Source organism: Cupriavidus sp. GW822-FHT03E04 (genome assembly GCF_058801495.1).
Genome location: NZ_JBXANI010000007.1, coordinates 330930 through 346312 on the forward strand (window position 1 = coordinate 330930; position 15383 = coordinate 346312).

The following is a 15383-nucleotide window of genomic DNA, read 5'->3' on the forward strand; positions in this document are numbered from 1 at the left end:
GCCCCGGCCCCGAGCGAGTGATGTTCTAAAACGCCCCCAGCCCCCCGATGAACACGCCCCGCCCCCTGTGCCTCCGGGTCAACCGGACCACGTACCAGCTCGATGCCGAGGTCGATCCCGACACGCCGCTGCTCTACGTCCTGCGCAATGACCTCGCCTGCAACGGGCCAAAGTACGGCTGCGGGCTGGGCCAGTGCGGCGCATGCACGGTGCTGGTGGACGGGATGGCGGCGCGCTCCTGCGTAATTCCCGTGAAAGCGGTGGCGCAACGCGCCATCACCACGCTCGACGGGCTGGCCACCGGCGGGCAGCCCGATCCGGTGCAGCAAGCCTTTATCGATGAGCAAGCCGCGCAGTGCGGCTATTGCCTGAACGGCATGATCATGACCGCCAAGGCACTCCTGGCGGAAAACCCCGACCCCAGCGAGGCGCAGATCCGCGAGGCGCTGCGCTTCAACCTGTGCCGCTGCGGCACGCACGTGGAGATCCTGCGCGCGGTGCAACGCGCTGCCGTGTTGCTGCGCCAGGCCGCAGGCCGGGATGGCGCGGCATGAGCGGGCGCGACGACCTCGTCATGGCGCAGGCCGGCCCCGGCGCATGGCAGCCGCCGCCCGAGCGGGAGTGGCTGGCCGGGCACGTCATCCGCCCGCCCGTGCTGGCATGGCAAACCGGCACGCTGCTCAGCGCCCGCCTGATCGATTGCGACGATGCGGCCGCGCGCGCGGTGCCCGGTGTTGCCACGGTACTGCGCCGGGGCGACTTTCTCGGCATCGCTGCCGATACCGCGCCACAGGCGCTGCAAGCCGCCCACGCGCTACGCGCCCACTGGCAAGCCCCGCCGAAAGCGGCAGCCTCGGGCTTGCCGCTCGCCCGCCGCATCGTTGCCGAACACGGCGACGCCGCGCAGGCCATGGCGGATGCCGCTGGCCGCAGCGCGCAGGACTATCAATGGCCACTCGCCGGCCTGCAAGCCGCTGGCTGCACCGCGATTGCGGACTGGCGCGAAAGCGCGCTGCGCGTGTGGCTGCCCAGCCGCCGCCCCGGCGCGTTGCGGGCCGAACTCGCCGCCCTGCTCGGCATCGGCGAAGACCGCATTACCTTGATCTGCTGGCAGGCTCCAGGCAACGACGAAGATCCCCTGTACGCCCACCACGCCGCCGCCGATGCCGCCCTGCTGGCGCATTCGGCCCGGCGTGCGGTGCGCGTGCGCGTGGAGGCCCATGAACTTGGCGCCATGCAGGCAGTGGTCAACACCCATATCGAAAGCGCCTGGACGCGCGATGGCGAAATTGCCGCCTATGCCGTCAACTCAGCCGTGGATGCGCGCGGCAGCGCGGCGGTCATGCACGCGCCGCCGTTGGCGCTGTGGCTAACGCGCACGCCAGCGCCGGTCAGCGAGATCGAGCCGCAAGCATCCGCCCCGCACGACGCGGGCGACGATGCCATCCTGCCACCCTACCGCTTTGACAGCCTGAGCGTCGCGCAGGCCGACCTGCCAGGACAGCCCCGCGCGGCAAGCACGCCGGCGCAGGCAGCGCGCGCCCACGTGTTCGCGCATGAGTCGCACCTGGACGAAGTGGCGGCAGCTAGTGCGCAGGATCCCGTGGCCTTGCGGCTGCGCCATCTCGACGACGCGCGCGGTGCTGGCCTCGTGCGCCGGGTCGCGGCGCAGGCCAACTGGCAGCCACGCGGCGAACGCCCGCAAGCGCAACAGAACGTACGGCGCGGACGCGGCTTCGCGTACGCCAGCACCATCGAAGCCGGGCAGGCCGATGGCGGCCAGCCCGTGCACAGCTGGTCGGCCTGGGTGGCGGAAGTCGAAGTGGATGCCACCACCGGCGAGGTCAGCGTCACCGGCGTCACGCTAGGACACGACAGCGATGCGGGCGAACAGGGCGGGGCCAATGCCGTGGCCTTGCAGCAGGAAGCCGCGCGCGCCGCACAGCAACTCACCGTCGACGGCAGCCGCTTCGATAGCTGGCCCGCCGCCAACCTGCCCGCGGTACACCATGCCAGCCTGCCGGCGCTTGCCACCACGCACTTGCCGCAATTGCCGGAAGTGCGCGTTGCCGGCGCGCTGACCCCCGCCAGCGCCACGCTCGGCACGAGCGCGGCCGCCACCCTGCCCGCCGCGCCGGCCGTGGCCAACGCCATCTACGACGCCACCGGGGTACGCCTGCGCGAGCCGCCCTTCAGCGGCGAACGCATCCGGCTTGCGCTGGCCGCGCAGGCCAATCCCGAAGGCACGCCCAAGCGCGGCGCCGCCCGCAGGCGCAACTGGCTGCTGGCCGGCGCCACCGCGGCGGCCGGCTTGTTCGCCACGGCAATGCCATGGCGTGCGCCCATTGCGCCCGTGGCCCCGCCCGAACCCGGCTTCTACTCGGCCGCCACCATCGAGCGCGGCGGGCTGGTAGCGGCGGCCGGGGATTGCGCGGTCTGCCATACGGCACCCAACGGCGCGCGCAATGCGGGCGGGCTGGCGCTGGACACGCCGTTCGGCACCATCTACAGCACCAACATCACACCCGATGTCGAGACCGGCATCGGCAACTGGTCCTACGCGGCGTTCGAGCGCGCCATGCGCCAGGGCATTCATCGCGATGGCCGGCATCTATACCCGGCGTTCCCCTACACCGCCTTTGCCAAGACCAGCGATGGCGATCTGCAGGCGCTCTACGCTTACCTGATGGCCGCCGAGCCGGTGCGCGCCAAGGCGCCCGAGACCGCGCTGGCCTTCCCCTACAACCTGCGCCCGCTGATGGCCGGATGGAACCTGCTGTTCCACAGCCCCAAGCCCTTCGAGGCCAATCCGGCCCGCTCGGCACAGTGGAACCGCGGCGCGTACCTGGCCGAAGGGCTGGGCCACTGCAGCGCCTGCCATTCGCCGCGCAACGCGCTGGGCGCCGAGCAAGGCGGGCGGCGCTATCTTGGCGGCGGCGAGGCCGAAGGCTGGGAAGCGCCCGCGCTGGGCAAGCTGTCGCACGCACCGGTGCCGTGGACGGAGCAATCGTTGTTCTCCTACCTGCGCACCGGCTACGCCCCGCATCATGGCGCGGCGGCCGGGCCGATGGCGCCGGTAATCGAAGAGCTGGCGCTGCTGCCCGAGGATGATGTGCGCGCCATCGCGCACTATGTGGCATCGTTCGGCGACGCGCAGCCCGATGCGGCGGCGGCCAGCGCACAGGCGCAGCAGCTTGAGCAACGCAGCGCCGATGCCGCGCGCACGCTTGGCGGACCCGCCGCGCGCCTGTACCAGAATGCCTGCGCGGTCTGCCACCAGAGCGACCAGGGCATCAGGCAATTCGGCATCAAGCCGTCGCTCGCGCTCAATACCAACCTGCACGGCGACAAGCCGGACAACCTGATCCGCGTGCTGCTGGATGGCATTCCCACGCCGGGGACAAGCGATCTGGGCTATATGCCAGCCTTTGGCGAGAGCCTGGACGACCGTCAGCTGACGCAACTGGTGCACTACCTGCGCAAGCGCTTCGCCCCCGACAAACCCGCCTGGGACAACGTGGACGATACGCTCGCGCGGCTGCGCGCGACGCCCACCCACCAACTCACTCATTAAGCAGGCAATGAACAACGCCAGGCCGGCCTGAAGCCATCAGTCCGCCATTTTTCCGGCAAGCCGCCTTGCCGCCGCCCCCTGCCGCGCGTACCCGGTGCATACGCCGCGCGGCAGGGGGAAAACCCCGAGGAGAAAACCACCACCACGCTCTTGCTAGCTTGTTTTATGTAGCTTACGCTGAACGATCATGTAGCGGGCACTACATGAGTGCCGGATGAAGGAAAGCGGTGCCCCCCCTGCACAAGGACGGCGCGCAACACCCCGGCCAGCCCGCAGGAAACCATAAAAAAACAGCCCATCCATCACTGAACAGGCCTGGCCCGCTGCTTGCATAGCAAACAGCACAAGCCAGCCGCTCTCAGCGGTGGCAAAGACACACACACGGTAGACAACGGTAAACAGTAAAGGAGTGAACATGTCGTATCAGTATCAAGACGGCGCGGCGGGCGTACTACCCGCGGCGGCCGAGCCAGACATCTACCGCAAGGTGACCTGGCGCCTGATCCCGTTCTTCTGCGCCTGCTATCTCGCCGCCTATCTCGACCGCATCAACGTCGGGCTGGCCAAGCTGCAGATGCTGGACGACCTGCACTTCAGCGAGACAATCTACGGACTGGGCGCGGGCCTGTTCTTCGTGGGCTACATCCTGTTCGAGGTGCCCAGCAACCTGGTGCTGCAAAAGGTGGGCGCGCGCCTCTGGATCGCCCGCATCATGGTGACGTGGGGCCTGCTGTCCGGCGCAACCATGTTCGTCAACACGCCAACGCAGTTCTACGTGCTGCGCTTCCTGCTGGGCGCGGCCGAGGCCGGCTTCCTGCCCGGCGTGCTGCTGTACCTGACCTACTGGTTCCCCACCCACAAGCGCAGCAAGATCATCGCGCTGTTCATGATGGGCCTGCCGCTTGCCAGCATGATCGGCAGCCCGCTGTCCGGCTGGATCATGACCGCTTTCGCCGGCATGCACGGCTGGGCCGGCTGGCAGTGGCTGTTCTTCCTGGAGGCCATTCCCTCGGTGCTGCTGGGCGTGATGGTGTTCTTCTACCTGCCCAACGGCATCAAGGATGCCAAGTGGCTGCAGGCTGACGAAAAGCGCACGTTGCAGCGCAATCTGGATACGGACGTGCTGGTGGAAAACAACCACTCGCTGATGGCCGCCTTCGCCGATCGCCGCGTGTGGATGCTGGGCCTGATCGACATGTGCCTGCTGATGGGCACGTACTCCATCGGCTTCTGGATGCCCACCATCATCCGCGACTCCGGCGTGGCCAGCCCGCTGCACATCGGCCTGCTCACCGCCATCCCGCACGCCGCGGCGGTGATCGGGATGCTGCTCAACGGCGCACACTCCGACAAGACACGCGAGCGCCGCTGGCACATTGTGCTGCCCACCCTGGCAGGCGCCGCCGGCCTGGTCGGCAGCACCTTCGTCACCGGCTCCACCTCCGCCACCTTGGTGATGCTGACGGTGGCCAATGTGGGCATCGTGGCGACCTTCCCGGTGTTCTGGTGCCTGCCATCCACCTTCCTGAGCGGCACCGCGGCCGCCGCCGGCATCGCGCTGGCCTGCTCCATCGCCAACCTGGGCGGCTTCGCGGCCACCTACCTGCTGGGCTGGCTGAAGGACACATTCCACAGCCCGAGCGCTGGCCTGATCCTGTTCGCAGGCTGCCTGGTGGCGAGCTGCTTCCTGGTGCTGGCGATGCCGGCCAAGGTGGTTAACCGGTAGCCTGGATCAGGCCCGTGCCGGAGCCGCCGAACGGGCCAAATCCGCGCGCCATGACGACGGCTGTCTCTCCATCTCCCCTCAGGGGGAGAGGGGTGGCTTAGCTAGGAGCCACTTGAAGCGAAGCCCGTGGTGTTTGTGTTTTCCAGCACGCAGGCGTAACGAGCGCCCGCCCTCTCTCCCAACCTCTCTCCCGCGCGTGGGAGAGAGGAGCACGACAACGTAGATCCGGCCCTTTCAGCAGCAAAGCGAGCACAAAGATTGAGCCGCACGCCGCTTATCCGTACCATGCTGCCCATGCAAAGCAGGATCAAGGCAGGATAACGGTATGACTCTCAAGACTCTCGACGGCGCGCTGGCCTTGCTGACCTACTTCACGGTGCGCCAGCCCACCTGGGGCGTGCGCGAACTGGCCAAGCACAGCGGGGTGCATCACGCGGTGGTGCACCGCGTGCTGGCCACCTTTGCCGCCAACGGTTTCCTGGTGCAGGACGCAGCCAGCGGCAAGTATTCGCTGGGGCTGCGGCTGTTTGAGCTGGGCCAGGTGGTGCGCAAGACGTTCTCGCCCGCCGAGGTGGTGCAGCCCGTACTGGAAAAGCTGGCCGCGCAAAGCGGCGAGACTGTCTTCCTGTCGTGGCTGGACGGCCATGAAGGGCTATGCGTCGGCATGGTCCAGAGCCAGCATCAGCTGCGCTTCTCGATCGAGCTGGGACAGCGCTTTGCGCTGCACGCGGGCGCGCACGCCAAGGCCATCCTGGCCTTCCAGGACGACGCCTTCCGGGCTCGTGTGCTGGAAAACGCCAGGCAGCGCGCCCAGGGCCAGCCTACGCTGGCCGCGCCCGATCCCGCCGTCATCGAGCCGCAGCTTGCCGAGATCCGCGAGCAGGGCTGGGCCCATACGCGCGGCGAGGCCGCCGCCAGCGTGGCGGGGCTGGCCCTGCCGCTGTGGTCGCGCGACCAGACCGAGGTGGTTGGCTCGCTGGCCATTGCCGGTCCGCAGCAACGCCTGAATGAGGAGTCGGTCCCGCGCATGCTGGAAGCCCTGCGCGAAGCCAGCCGCCGCCTGGAAGAGGTGGTGGGTTTCGGGCGCTAGCGCGCCCACAAGGCGCGCGCCACCGCATCGCCGCCGGCACCACCGCCGAACACAAGCTGACCGATGGAGAACCCCAGCTCGCGGTAGCTCTCCCACTGCGCTTCATTGAAGAACTGCTCGATCGTGGGTTCCTGCGGAAACGCCGGATGGCCGGCGCGGTACTGCTGCACATCAACCGGCGCCGAGGCAATCGGGCAGGGCTTGAGCAGCACGATGCGCGATACGGGACGGCGCGTGGCGGCGGGCTCAAGCGCACGGTACACGTTCAACAGCAGCGCGCACTTGTTGGCCGCCGCCGGGTTCTGGCGAGCCGCCGGCAGAAAATCCTCCGGCGTGCCGAACACGCTGCCCAGCACGGCATCGCCGGCGGCCGCGGCATCGACCACGATCTCCAGCCCCATGTCGATGCGGGCCAGCCGGATCAGGTTGGCCAGGTCGCCGAACTGGTAGTCCGGGTCCGCTCCGCAATCGCACAGCACGACCAGCCCCACCCCGCGCTCGGGCCGCAGCAGCTCATACACGGCGGTGTTCTCGAAATGCCCGCCGTCCGACAGGTATTGCCAGCCGCGCCGCGTGCCATGAAAGCGCGCGCTCAGTTCGCAGGCCAGGTAGTACTGCGTGCGGAACAGCGTGATCAACCCGCCCAGCCAGGGCGACCCGGGCAGGTCCGCCTGCACGCAGTTGCGGTCTGCGCCGCCGGCGCGCGGCGCGCTGCCGGCATCCAGCGGGTACGACGGCCACCAGGTGCCCAGGCGCAGGTTGGCCAACCCTAGCAGCAGCGATGTGCCCAGCGTGGTGGAGCGGCCCAGCCCGGTCGAAACCACCGCGCCCGAGGTCGCGATCCAGTCGCCCAGCGTGCGCGATTGCGAGAGCTCGCTGCCGCCCGCCTTGTGCGTTTCCGGAAAATAGCGCTGCCCGTCCACGGTGAAGCGCACGAACGAATCGTCGGGCATGGTACGCGAGGCCGTCGCCGGGAGCACGAAGGGGCCCGGCGCCACGCATAGCGGCTTGCCCTTGCGGTCGCGCTGCACCAGTTGCTCGGCGGGATCCACGGTGAGGTTGAGCGTGACGTTGATCAGGTGCAACGGCGCCAGCATGGCGGGATCGTAGTAGGTGTTCAGGCTGAGCGCATCGCCGTCCGCTGGCTCGGCCACGCTCAGCCTGGCGCGCTGGCTGCCATGCTGCTGCGCGGGCGCCGCGCCGCTGCCGGGCATGAAGCGCTTGCCGTTGGAGCCGCCGAGGTAGGCGCGGGTCAGCCGGGCCGAGTAAAACGGCTGCAGCGTCGACAGGTTCAGGAAGCCGGCGAAACGCCCGGCGATCATGGTCAGCCCGAGCGCCAGCACGATCAGCGTGCACAGCACCGGCGTGGTGTAGGCGTTGCCGAAGGTGAACCAGTCGAGCGGCTCGCCACCATTCCAGCGCACCCACAGCACCAGCCATGACCACAGCACGAAGACCAGCAGCGCCACCACGGCGGCGGCAGCGCCGGCCAGCAGCGACACCGGCAGACGCGCGCGCCACGTGCCGCCCTTGCCATTGCCGCCGTTACCGCCCTTGCCGTCTACCAGCGCCGCGCCATAGCGGATCAGCCAGACCAGCCCACCCAGCGTCCCCGCCGGCCCGAGCGTGCGCCAGGGCTGATGGGAGGCCTGCGTGTAGAGATAGAAGGTGCGCGCCACGGTGTCCGCCACACCCAGCGCCGCGAGCCACAGCGCAACGCCAATGGCCTGGCTCAGCAGGCGCGTGGCCCGCACCCGGTAGTCCTGCACGGTAGCCGGCGGCATCCGGCACAACACAAAGCAGCAAGCCACGCCCAACAGCGTCAACACCGCCATCGCCAGCAACAGGCACGACAGCACCAGCCCCGGACCCAGGTGGTGCAGTGCCGCGGCCATGACCAGCATCGCCACGCCGGCCAGCGCGGCCAGGCGCGTGGCGAGGCTGTCAAAGCCCAGGGCCAGCTTGCCATCGCCGCCGCGCGGATAGACCAGCCAGTACGCCACGCCCGGCGGCACGGCAAACAGCAGGAGCGCCGCCAGCGGCAGCCACAGCAACTCGCTCCACCAGATCGCCAGGCCACCCTCGTTGAACACCTGGCGAGCGTCGTGCAGCAGGTCCAGTTCGTGCCGGCCCAGGTCGAGCCAGGTGCCGATGGCGAGATGGCGCAGCAGCGCCAGCACCGCCAGCAGCAACAGCAGCGCGCTGCCGATCACGTACTGCATGGCGAACCAGTTGCGCACCACCAGCGAGGCCGCGTAGAGCGAATCGCCGGCGCCGGTCGGCGTCAGGTAACGGCCGTTCTCGCGCAGCCACGCCACCGCGGCGCGCCCCGGATCGGGGGCGTAGGACACCGACGAGTGGATGCGCTCCGGCGGCTCATGCTGCAGCGTGCGGTAGGCGAGTGCCGCAGCCTCCGGCGGCGTGGTGCCCGGCTTCAACCGGCCCGGCACAAACAGGCTGCAAAAGAAAGCGCCGATGTAGCCGCCGCCGCTGACGGTGGACAGGTAGTCGAACTGGCCGAGCAAGGAGGTAGTGGCTGGCGCGGGGGCGGGGTTGATGGCATCCGGTCCGTCGCCTTCCTGGATGGCGTCCGGCGGCGCCTCGTTGGCGACTGCGTGCAGCGCAGGACCGGCCACCGGTGGCGCAGGCGCCTTGGCCAGTGCCTGCATCACGCCCAGGCAGAACGTCGCGCTGCGGATCCCGCCGCCCGAGAGTGCCAGCGCCCAGTTGCTGTCGCCATCGCGCAGGCGCCGGGCAATCCCGAGCTGGCGGCGCCGGCGCGCAATGCGGGCCAGTTCGTCATCCGAAGGCTGCTCTTGGACTGGCATGCGGGGCCCCTTCCTTTGCACATTCCCGCCCAAGTATAGGCGGCGTCATGGTGTGGCGAAGCACGCATGCGTGCGCCGTTGCGCGGCGATGTTCGGTGTTTACCCTGATTGTTCGATGCCATGGCGAGGCCTAGCATTTTACATGTACAGAGACACTGTCTCTTATACAGAGACAGAAACAGCAAGACGCAAAGATCGCATGCTCAAGACCCTCAACGGCGCCCTCGGCCTGCTGACGCATTTCAGCGTGCGCCAGCCGAGCTGGGGCGTGCGCGAACTCGCCAAGCACGCCGGCATCCACCATGCGGTGGTGCATCGCGTGCTCGCGACCTTCGCCGCCAACGGCTTCCTGGTGCAGGACACGGCCGGCCGCTATGGCCTGGGCCTGCGCTGGCTGGAACTGGGGCAGGCCACGCGCCAGGCTTTCTCGCCCAGCGAAGTCGTGCAGCCCGCGCTGGAGGCGCTGGCCGCGCAGAGCGGCGAGACCGTCTTTCTGTCCTGGCGCGAGGGCTTTGAGGGCTTGTGCACGGACATTGCACAAAGTCCGCACCAACTGCGCTTTTCCATCGAAGTGGGCCAGCGCTTCCCGCTGGTTGCCGGCGCGCATGCCAAGGCCATCCTGGCCTTCCAGGACGAGGCCTTGCGCCTGCAGGTGTACCGCGCGGGCGGCTGGCAGGACGCGGCGGTGGACGCGCTGGAGGCACAGCTCACCCGCATCCGCGCCGACGGCTGGGCACATACCCGTGAAGAAGCCGCCGCCGCGGTGGCCGGGCTGGCGGTGCCGCTGTGGTCGCGCGACGGGCGCGCGGTGGTGGGCTCGCTGGGCATCGCCGGGCCGCTGCAAAGACTGGACGTACAGGCCGTTCCCCGCCTGCTGGACGCGATGCGCCGGGCCAAGGGGCCAATCGAGGAGGTTGCCGGCTTCATCCGCTAAAAAAAACGTGCGGAGAACACTGGCAGGACAGATGATGAAAGGTAGAACCATGGAAGCCCCGGCAGCAATGAACCCACCCCTGGCGGCCAAGCCCGTCACACGCGCGCGCATCACCGAACCCTTCCTGCTGCTGGTATCGGTGGGGCTATCGGTCTTCGGCGCGATGATTGGCATGCAGCTGATCGTCTCGCTCGGCATCTCGGCCAATACGTCGATCATCGGCGCGCTGATCGCCATCGTGTTCTCGCGCATCCCGCTGGAGATCACGCGGCGCTTTCGCGTGCTGGAGCGCCAGAACCTGGTGCAGACTGCGATTTCCTCGGCCACCTTCGGCGCGGCCAATTCCCTGATGATCCCGCTCGGCGTGCCCTACGCCATGGGCATGCCGGACCTGGCCACGCCGATGCTGATCGGCGCGGTGATCGCCATGTTTGTCGACGGCGCCATGCTGTATTTCCTGTTCGGCAGCAAGATCTTCCCGGCGACCGGCACCTGGCCGGCCGGCATCGCCACCGCTGAGGCGATCTGGGCTGGCGACCGCGGCGGGCGCAAGGCGGCCTTTCTCGGCCTGGGCATCGCGGTGGGCGTGGGCGGGGCCTGGCTGGGCATCCCGATGTCGGCCTTTGGCGCTGCGTTCCTCGGCAACCTGGCCGCGCTGAGCATGTTCGGCCTGGGGCTGCTGACGCGCGGCTACTCGGTGCCGCTACTCGGCATCGACATTGCCAAGGCCTATATCCCGCACGGCCTGATGATCGGCGCCGGGCTGGTGGCGCTGTTCCAGGTGGCACGCGAGATCCACAAGTCGCGCAACGCCCCCGCCGCCGACGCCCGCACCATCGAAGTCCCGGCCGCGCGCGCCAGCCGCATTCTCTCGGGCGGCTTCCTGGTCTACCTGGCCATCGCACTGCTGATCTCGGTGCTGGCCGGCCATGTCTCCGACATGTCGCTCGGCATGCTGGTGGCATTCGTGCTCTACGCCGCGTTTGCCGCCTATGTGCACGAGCTCATCGTGGGCATCGCGGCCATGCACTCGGGCTGGTTCCCGGCCTTCGCCGTGGCGCTGATCACGCTGACCATCGGCATCCTGATCGGTTTCCCGCCGACGGCGCTGGCGGTGCTCGTGGGCTTCTCCGCCGCCACCGGCCCGGCCTTCGCCGACATGGGCTACGACCTCAAGACCGGCTACCTGCTACGCGGCGAAGGCCGCGACATGGAGGCGGAGCTGGCCGGGCGCAAGCAACAGTTCTTCGCCGCGATGATCGGCTTTGCCGTGGCGGCCGTGGTGGTGCTGGTGTTCCACGGCACCTTCTTCTCGCAGGGCCTGCTGCCGCCGGTGGACCGCGTCTATGCCGCATCGATCAAGGCCGGCTCGTCCGCCGAGATTGCGCGCAACCTGGTGATCTGGGCCATTCCGGGCGCGCTGTTGCAGTTGCTGGGCGGCTCCAAGCGCCAGCTTGGCATCCTGCTGTCCACCGGCATGCTGATCGCCTCGCCGCTGGCCGGCTGGGCGGTAATCGCAGGGCTGCTGATCCGCTTCGTGCTGCTGCGCCTGCGTGGCGAGCGCGATATCGCGCAGATGAGCGCCTTCGCCGGCGGCGTGATCGCGGGCGACGCGCTGTTCAGCTTCTTCGGCTCGGTCACCAAGCTGCGCAAGTAAGCCTTGCCGAAGCACCTTCTTTCCTGCATCACCCCGAGACGTTCCATGGATATCCAAGCAATCCGCGCCGACACCCCGCTGACGGCCTCCACCATCTATCTCGATACCGCGGCGGCCTCACCGCCGCCGGACGCCGTGCTCGACGCGGTGCGCGCGTACCTGCTCGATACCGGCCACGTTGGCATCTACCTGCCGGCCTTCCGCAAGGCCACCTATGCCCGCGTGGAAGCCGCGCGCGCACAACTCGCCGGCCTGCTGGGCGCGGCCGCCGACGAGATCGCCTTCACCAAGAATGCCACCGAGAGCATCTCCATCGTGGCGCGCGGCATCGCCTGGCAAGCGGGCGACGAAGTGCTGGTGGCCGACACGGAAATGCTCAGCAACCTGCTGCCGTGGAAGCGCCTGGAGCAAACCCACGGCATCGTGGTGAAGATGGTCGCGGCCGATGCGCAAGGTCTGCTGAGCCCCGACAGCTTCACCGCCGCCGTCACCCCGCGCACGCGCCTGCTGACGTTCTCGCACCTGCCCAATTCGACCGGCGCGGTGCAGCCGGCCGCCGCCATTTGCGCGGTGGCACGCGCGCATGGCGTGCTGTCGCTGGTCAATGCCGCGCAAAGCGTGGGCATGCTGCGCTCCGACGTGCAGACGCTGGATTGCGATTTCCTGGCCGGTTGCGGGCGCAAGGCGCTGCGCGCCACCGAAGGATCGGGGTTTCTCTATGTACGCCGCGCGTTGATCGAGACCATCGAGCCCGCGCTGGTGGGCTGGTGGAACGGCAGCTATGACCGCGCCACCGGCGCGCTGTCGCTGGTGCCGGGCGCACGCCGGTTTGAAGCCGGCTGCCCGATCGTGCCGGCCATCCTCGGCCTGGGCACCGCCATCGGCTATGCCGAACGCATCGGCATCGACGCCATCGAAGCACGCGTGCGGGATCTCACCGCCTACGCCGTGGAAAAGCTCTCCGCCGTCGCCGGCTTCGAACTCTACGGCCCATCCAATGCCGCCGACCGAATCGGCATCGTGCCCTTCAACGTGCGCGGCGTGGACCCGGCCAAGATCGTAGCCGCGCTGGAGCAGCAGCAGTGCATCATCGAAGCTGGCAACTTCATGGCCGATGCCATCCTGGCGCGCTACGGCGTATCCACCATGGCACGCGTCTCGCTGCACTACTTCAATACGCATGAGGAAATCGACCGCGTGGCCGAACTGATCGCCGCCGCCGTGGCCTGAGCCTGACATCACGACTGAACTACCGGAACCCGACATGAACCAACGCATCTTGCTGATGAGCAGCTCCCGCAAGGACAACCTCGGCTACCTCGAACACGCTGACGCGCAGATCCATGCCCTGCTCAGGCACGAGCCACGCAAAGTCTTGTTCATCCCCTTCGCCGGCGTGACCTTCAGCTTCGATACCTATGAAGGCATGGTCAAGCCGGTGTTCGAGCGCCTGGGCTACGCGCTGGCGTCCATCCACCACAGCGCCGACCCGCGCCGCGCCGTGGACGAGGCCGAAGCCATCGCGGTTGGCGGCGGCAACACGTTCGCGCTGCTCAAGCGCCTGTACGACGCCGATCTCGTCGACGCGATCCGCGCCAAGGTGCAGGCCGGCACGCCGTACGTGGGCTGGAGCGCCGGCAGCAACGTGGCCTGCCCGACCATCCGCACCACCAACGACATGCCCATCGTGCAGCCACCCTCGCTGCGCGCGCTGCGCCTGGTGCCGTTCCAGATCAACCCGCACTTCATCAGCGGCAAGCCCGCCGGCCATAACGGCGAAAGCCGCGAAGAGCGCCTGGCGGAGTTCCTGCACATCAACGCGCCGGAGCAGGTCTTCGCGCTGCCGGAGGGCTCCGCGCTGTTCTCCGACGGCAGCAACGGCACGGTGCTGGGCGAGCGCCACGCGCTGCACTTCACGGCCGAGGGACAGGTACAGACGCTGCGCGAGGGCGAGACCTTCCCTTTGTCGCGTATCACCGGGCCGGCCGGCATGGACGGCTGGCAAGACTTCCGGGCCTGATTTCCGGGCCCGAATCCGGGACCTGATTCCAGGCGCCTCGCGGCGCCAAACCACCCACGCCACACCCCGACGCAGGGCGAAAGACCCCTGCGCGGGCCCCCTATTACCCTTGGAGGAGGAAACACCATGACTAACAAGCACTGGCTTGGCGCACTCGCATTGAGCCTGCCCGCCGCCGCAATGGCGCAGAGCGGCGTCACGCTGTACGGCGTGATCGACACCGCGCTCACCTACCAGACCCATTCGGACCCCAACGGCAGCGCGCTGGCTGGCCTGCAACAGGGGGGAGAGGGCTTTCTGTCCGGCAGCCGCTTCGGCCTCAAAGGCAGCGAAGACCTGGGCGGCGACCTGTCGGCGGGCTTCGTGCTGGAAAACGGCCTGCTGGCGGACACCGGCAAGCTCGACCAGCAGGGCCAGCTGTTCGGGCGCCAGGCGTATGTGAGGATCGGCAGCAAGCGCTACGGCGAAGTGGCGTTGGGCCGGCAGTACACCACGGCCAACACCATGCTGTACTACGTGGACCCGCTCGGCGTGGGCGCCGCGCCGTCCAATGCGTGGATGGTCTTCCTGACCGGCCAGCGCTATGACAACGCGATCAGCTACACCGGCAACTACGGCCCGGTGGCGCTGATCGCCGAGTACGCGCTGGGCGAGACCGCCGGCAAGGGCTCCGCGATGTCGTCGGTCTCGCTGGGCGTGAAGTACGCCTCGGGCCCGCTAGTGGCCGTGGGCGACTTCCAGCAAACCCGCGACAGCATGAGCCGCGCCGCGCGCATCTACCTGGCCGGGCTGAAGGCCTCGGTCGGCCGCGCGAGCCTGTTCGCCAACTATATCTACAGCGACCGCGACGCTGGTTTCGACTCGTCCAAGGGCGGCACCGATACCGCCACCATCACCAGCATGTCGACCGCCGCCACGGCCACCAACCGCGCCGCGTTCAACTCGGTGTTCGGCAGCAGCCGGCGCGACGACTTCTTCACCGTGGGTGCCAACTACACGGTCACCCCCGCCGTCACGCTGACCGCCAGCGTGATGCACGACCGCACCCGCGCCGACGCCTTCAGCGGCAACCGCACCACCGCCTACGGCGTGGCGGACTACGCCTTGAGCAAGCGCACCGACCTCTACCTGGCGCTGGCGTACGACTGGGTGCATGGCGACTGGTCCGGCCTGTTCGGCAACGCAACGACCAACTGGACCGGCGACAGCGGCAAGAAACTGGACGGCCGCAACAACCAGACCACCGTGATGCTGGGCATGCGCCATTTGTTTTGAAGGTACGGCAGGCCAACGCGGATTGGAATGACGGCGGCATATCCGCCGCCCGCCCTCTCCCCCAGCGGCAACAGAAACGACATCGTCAGCGCACCGATTCGGTGTAGCCGTGATTCCCGCCCCCAGGCGGAAATCACCCAAGCGCGATGCGAAGCGAGCCGTGGAGGTGTTCAGAGGCCGTATGGGGCGCCTCGGGCTTCGGCGAAAAGAGCGGCCGGGACCCAAACTCGCATCGCCTTAAGGCGATACTCAGACATGGGTCCCTCTTTTCCGCTCTTT

Annotated in this window: 10 protein-coding genes; 9 read left to right on the plus strand and 1 reads right to left on the minus strand. The window is 68.5% G+C overall.

Annotated features, from left to right (window positions below):
- Positions 1 to 47 precede the first annotated feature (47 nt).
- From AC1RQC_RS12490 to AC1RQC_RS12505, 4 genes are all read left to right on the plus strand, one after another.
- Positions 48 to 554, plus strand: a complete 507-nt coding sequence (locus AC1RQC_RS12490) for a (2Fe-2S)-binding protein (protein ID WP_492376017.1) — start codon at positions 48 to 50, stop codon at positions 552 to 554.
- The gene (locus tag AC1RQC_RS12495) at positions 551 to 3574 is read left to right on the plus strand and encodes a c-type cytochrome (RefSeq protein ID WP_492883498.1); all 3024 of its coding nucleotides are present in this window, start codon (positions 551 to 553) and stop codon (positions 3572 to 3574) included. The genes AC1RQC_RS12490 and AC1RQC_RS12495 overlap by 4 nt, the downstream gene beginning before the upstream one ends.
- 415 nt (positions 3575 to 3989) lie before the next feature.
- The gene (locus AC1RQC_RS12500) at positions 3990 to 5300 is read left to right on the plus strand and encodes an MFS transporter (protein ID WP_492376014.1); all 1311 of its coding nucleotides are present in this window, start codon (positions 3990 to 3992) and stop codon (positions 5298 to 5300) included.
- Between the two features lie 325 nt (positions 5301 to 5625).
- Positions 5626 to 6390 carry an IclR family transcriptional regulator gene (locus AC1RQC_RS12505; RefSeq protein WP_492376013.1) on the plus strand — a complete coding sequence of 255 codons (765 nt, stop codon included), beginning with the start codon at positions 5626 to 5628 and terminating at the stop codon, positions 6388 to 6390.
- On the opposite strand, the gene AC1RQC_RS12510 is transcribed toward AC1RQC_RS12505, so the two are convergent.
- Positions 6387 to 9218, minus strand: a complete 2832-nt coding sequence (locus tag AC1RQC_RS12510; protein WP_492808406.1) for a hypothetical protein — start codon at positions 9216 to 9218, stop codon at positions 6387 to 6389. The two genes, AC1RQC_RS12505 and AC1RQC_RS12510, sit on opposite strands and share 4 nt — an antisense overlap.
- A gap of 199 nt (positions 9219 to 9417) precedes the next feature.
- On the opposite strand from AC1RQC_RS12510, the gene AC1RQC_RS12515 reads away from it, so the two are divergent.
- From AC1RQC_RS12515 to AC1RQC_RS12535, 5 genes are all read left to right on the plus strand, one after another.
- A complete protein-coding gene (locus AC1RQC_RS12515; RefSeq protein WP_492883500.1) occupies positions 9418 to 10152 on the plus strand; it encodes an IclR family transcriptional regulator in 735 nt (244 codons plus the stop codon).
- A 67-nt stretch (positions 10153 to 10219) separates the two neighbouring features.
- A complete protein-coding gene (locus AC1RQC_RS12520) occupies positions 10220 to 11809 on the plus strand; it encodes an OPT/YSL family transporter (RefSeq protein ID WP_492883502.1) in 1590 nt (529 codons plus the stop codon).
- 45 nt (positions 11810 to 11854) lie between these two features.
- Positions 11855 to 13039, plus strand: coding sequence for an aminotransferase class V-fold PLP-dependent enzyme (locus AC1RQC_RS12525; protein WP_492376009.1), 1185 nt, complete (start codon positions 11855 to 11857; stop codon positions 13037 to 13039).
- A gap of 34 nt (positions 13040 to 13073) precedes the next feature.
- On the plus strand, positions 13074 to 13829 hold the full coding sequence (gene pepE / locus AC1RQC_RS12530) for a dipeptidase PepE (protein WP_492376008.1): 756 nt from the start codon (positions 13074 to 13076) through the stop codon (positions 13827 to 13829).
- Positions 13830 to 13955: 126 nt separating this feature from the next.
- Positions 13956 to 15104, plus strand: a complete 1149-nt coding sequence (locus AC1RQC_RS12535) for a porin (RefSeq protein ID WP_492883504.1) — start codon at positions 13956 to 13958, stop codon at positions 15102 to 15104.
- Positions 15105 to 15383 lie beyond the last annotated feature (279 nt).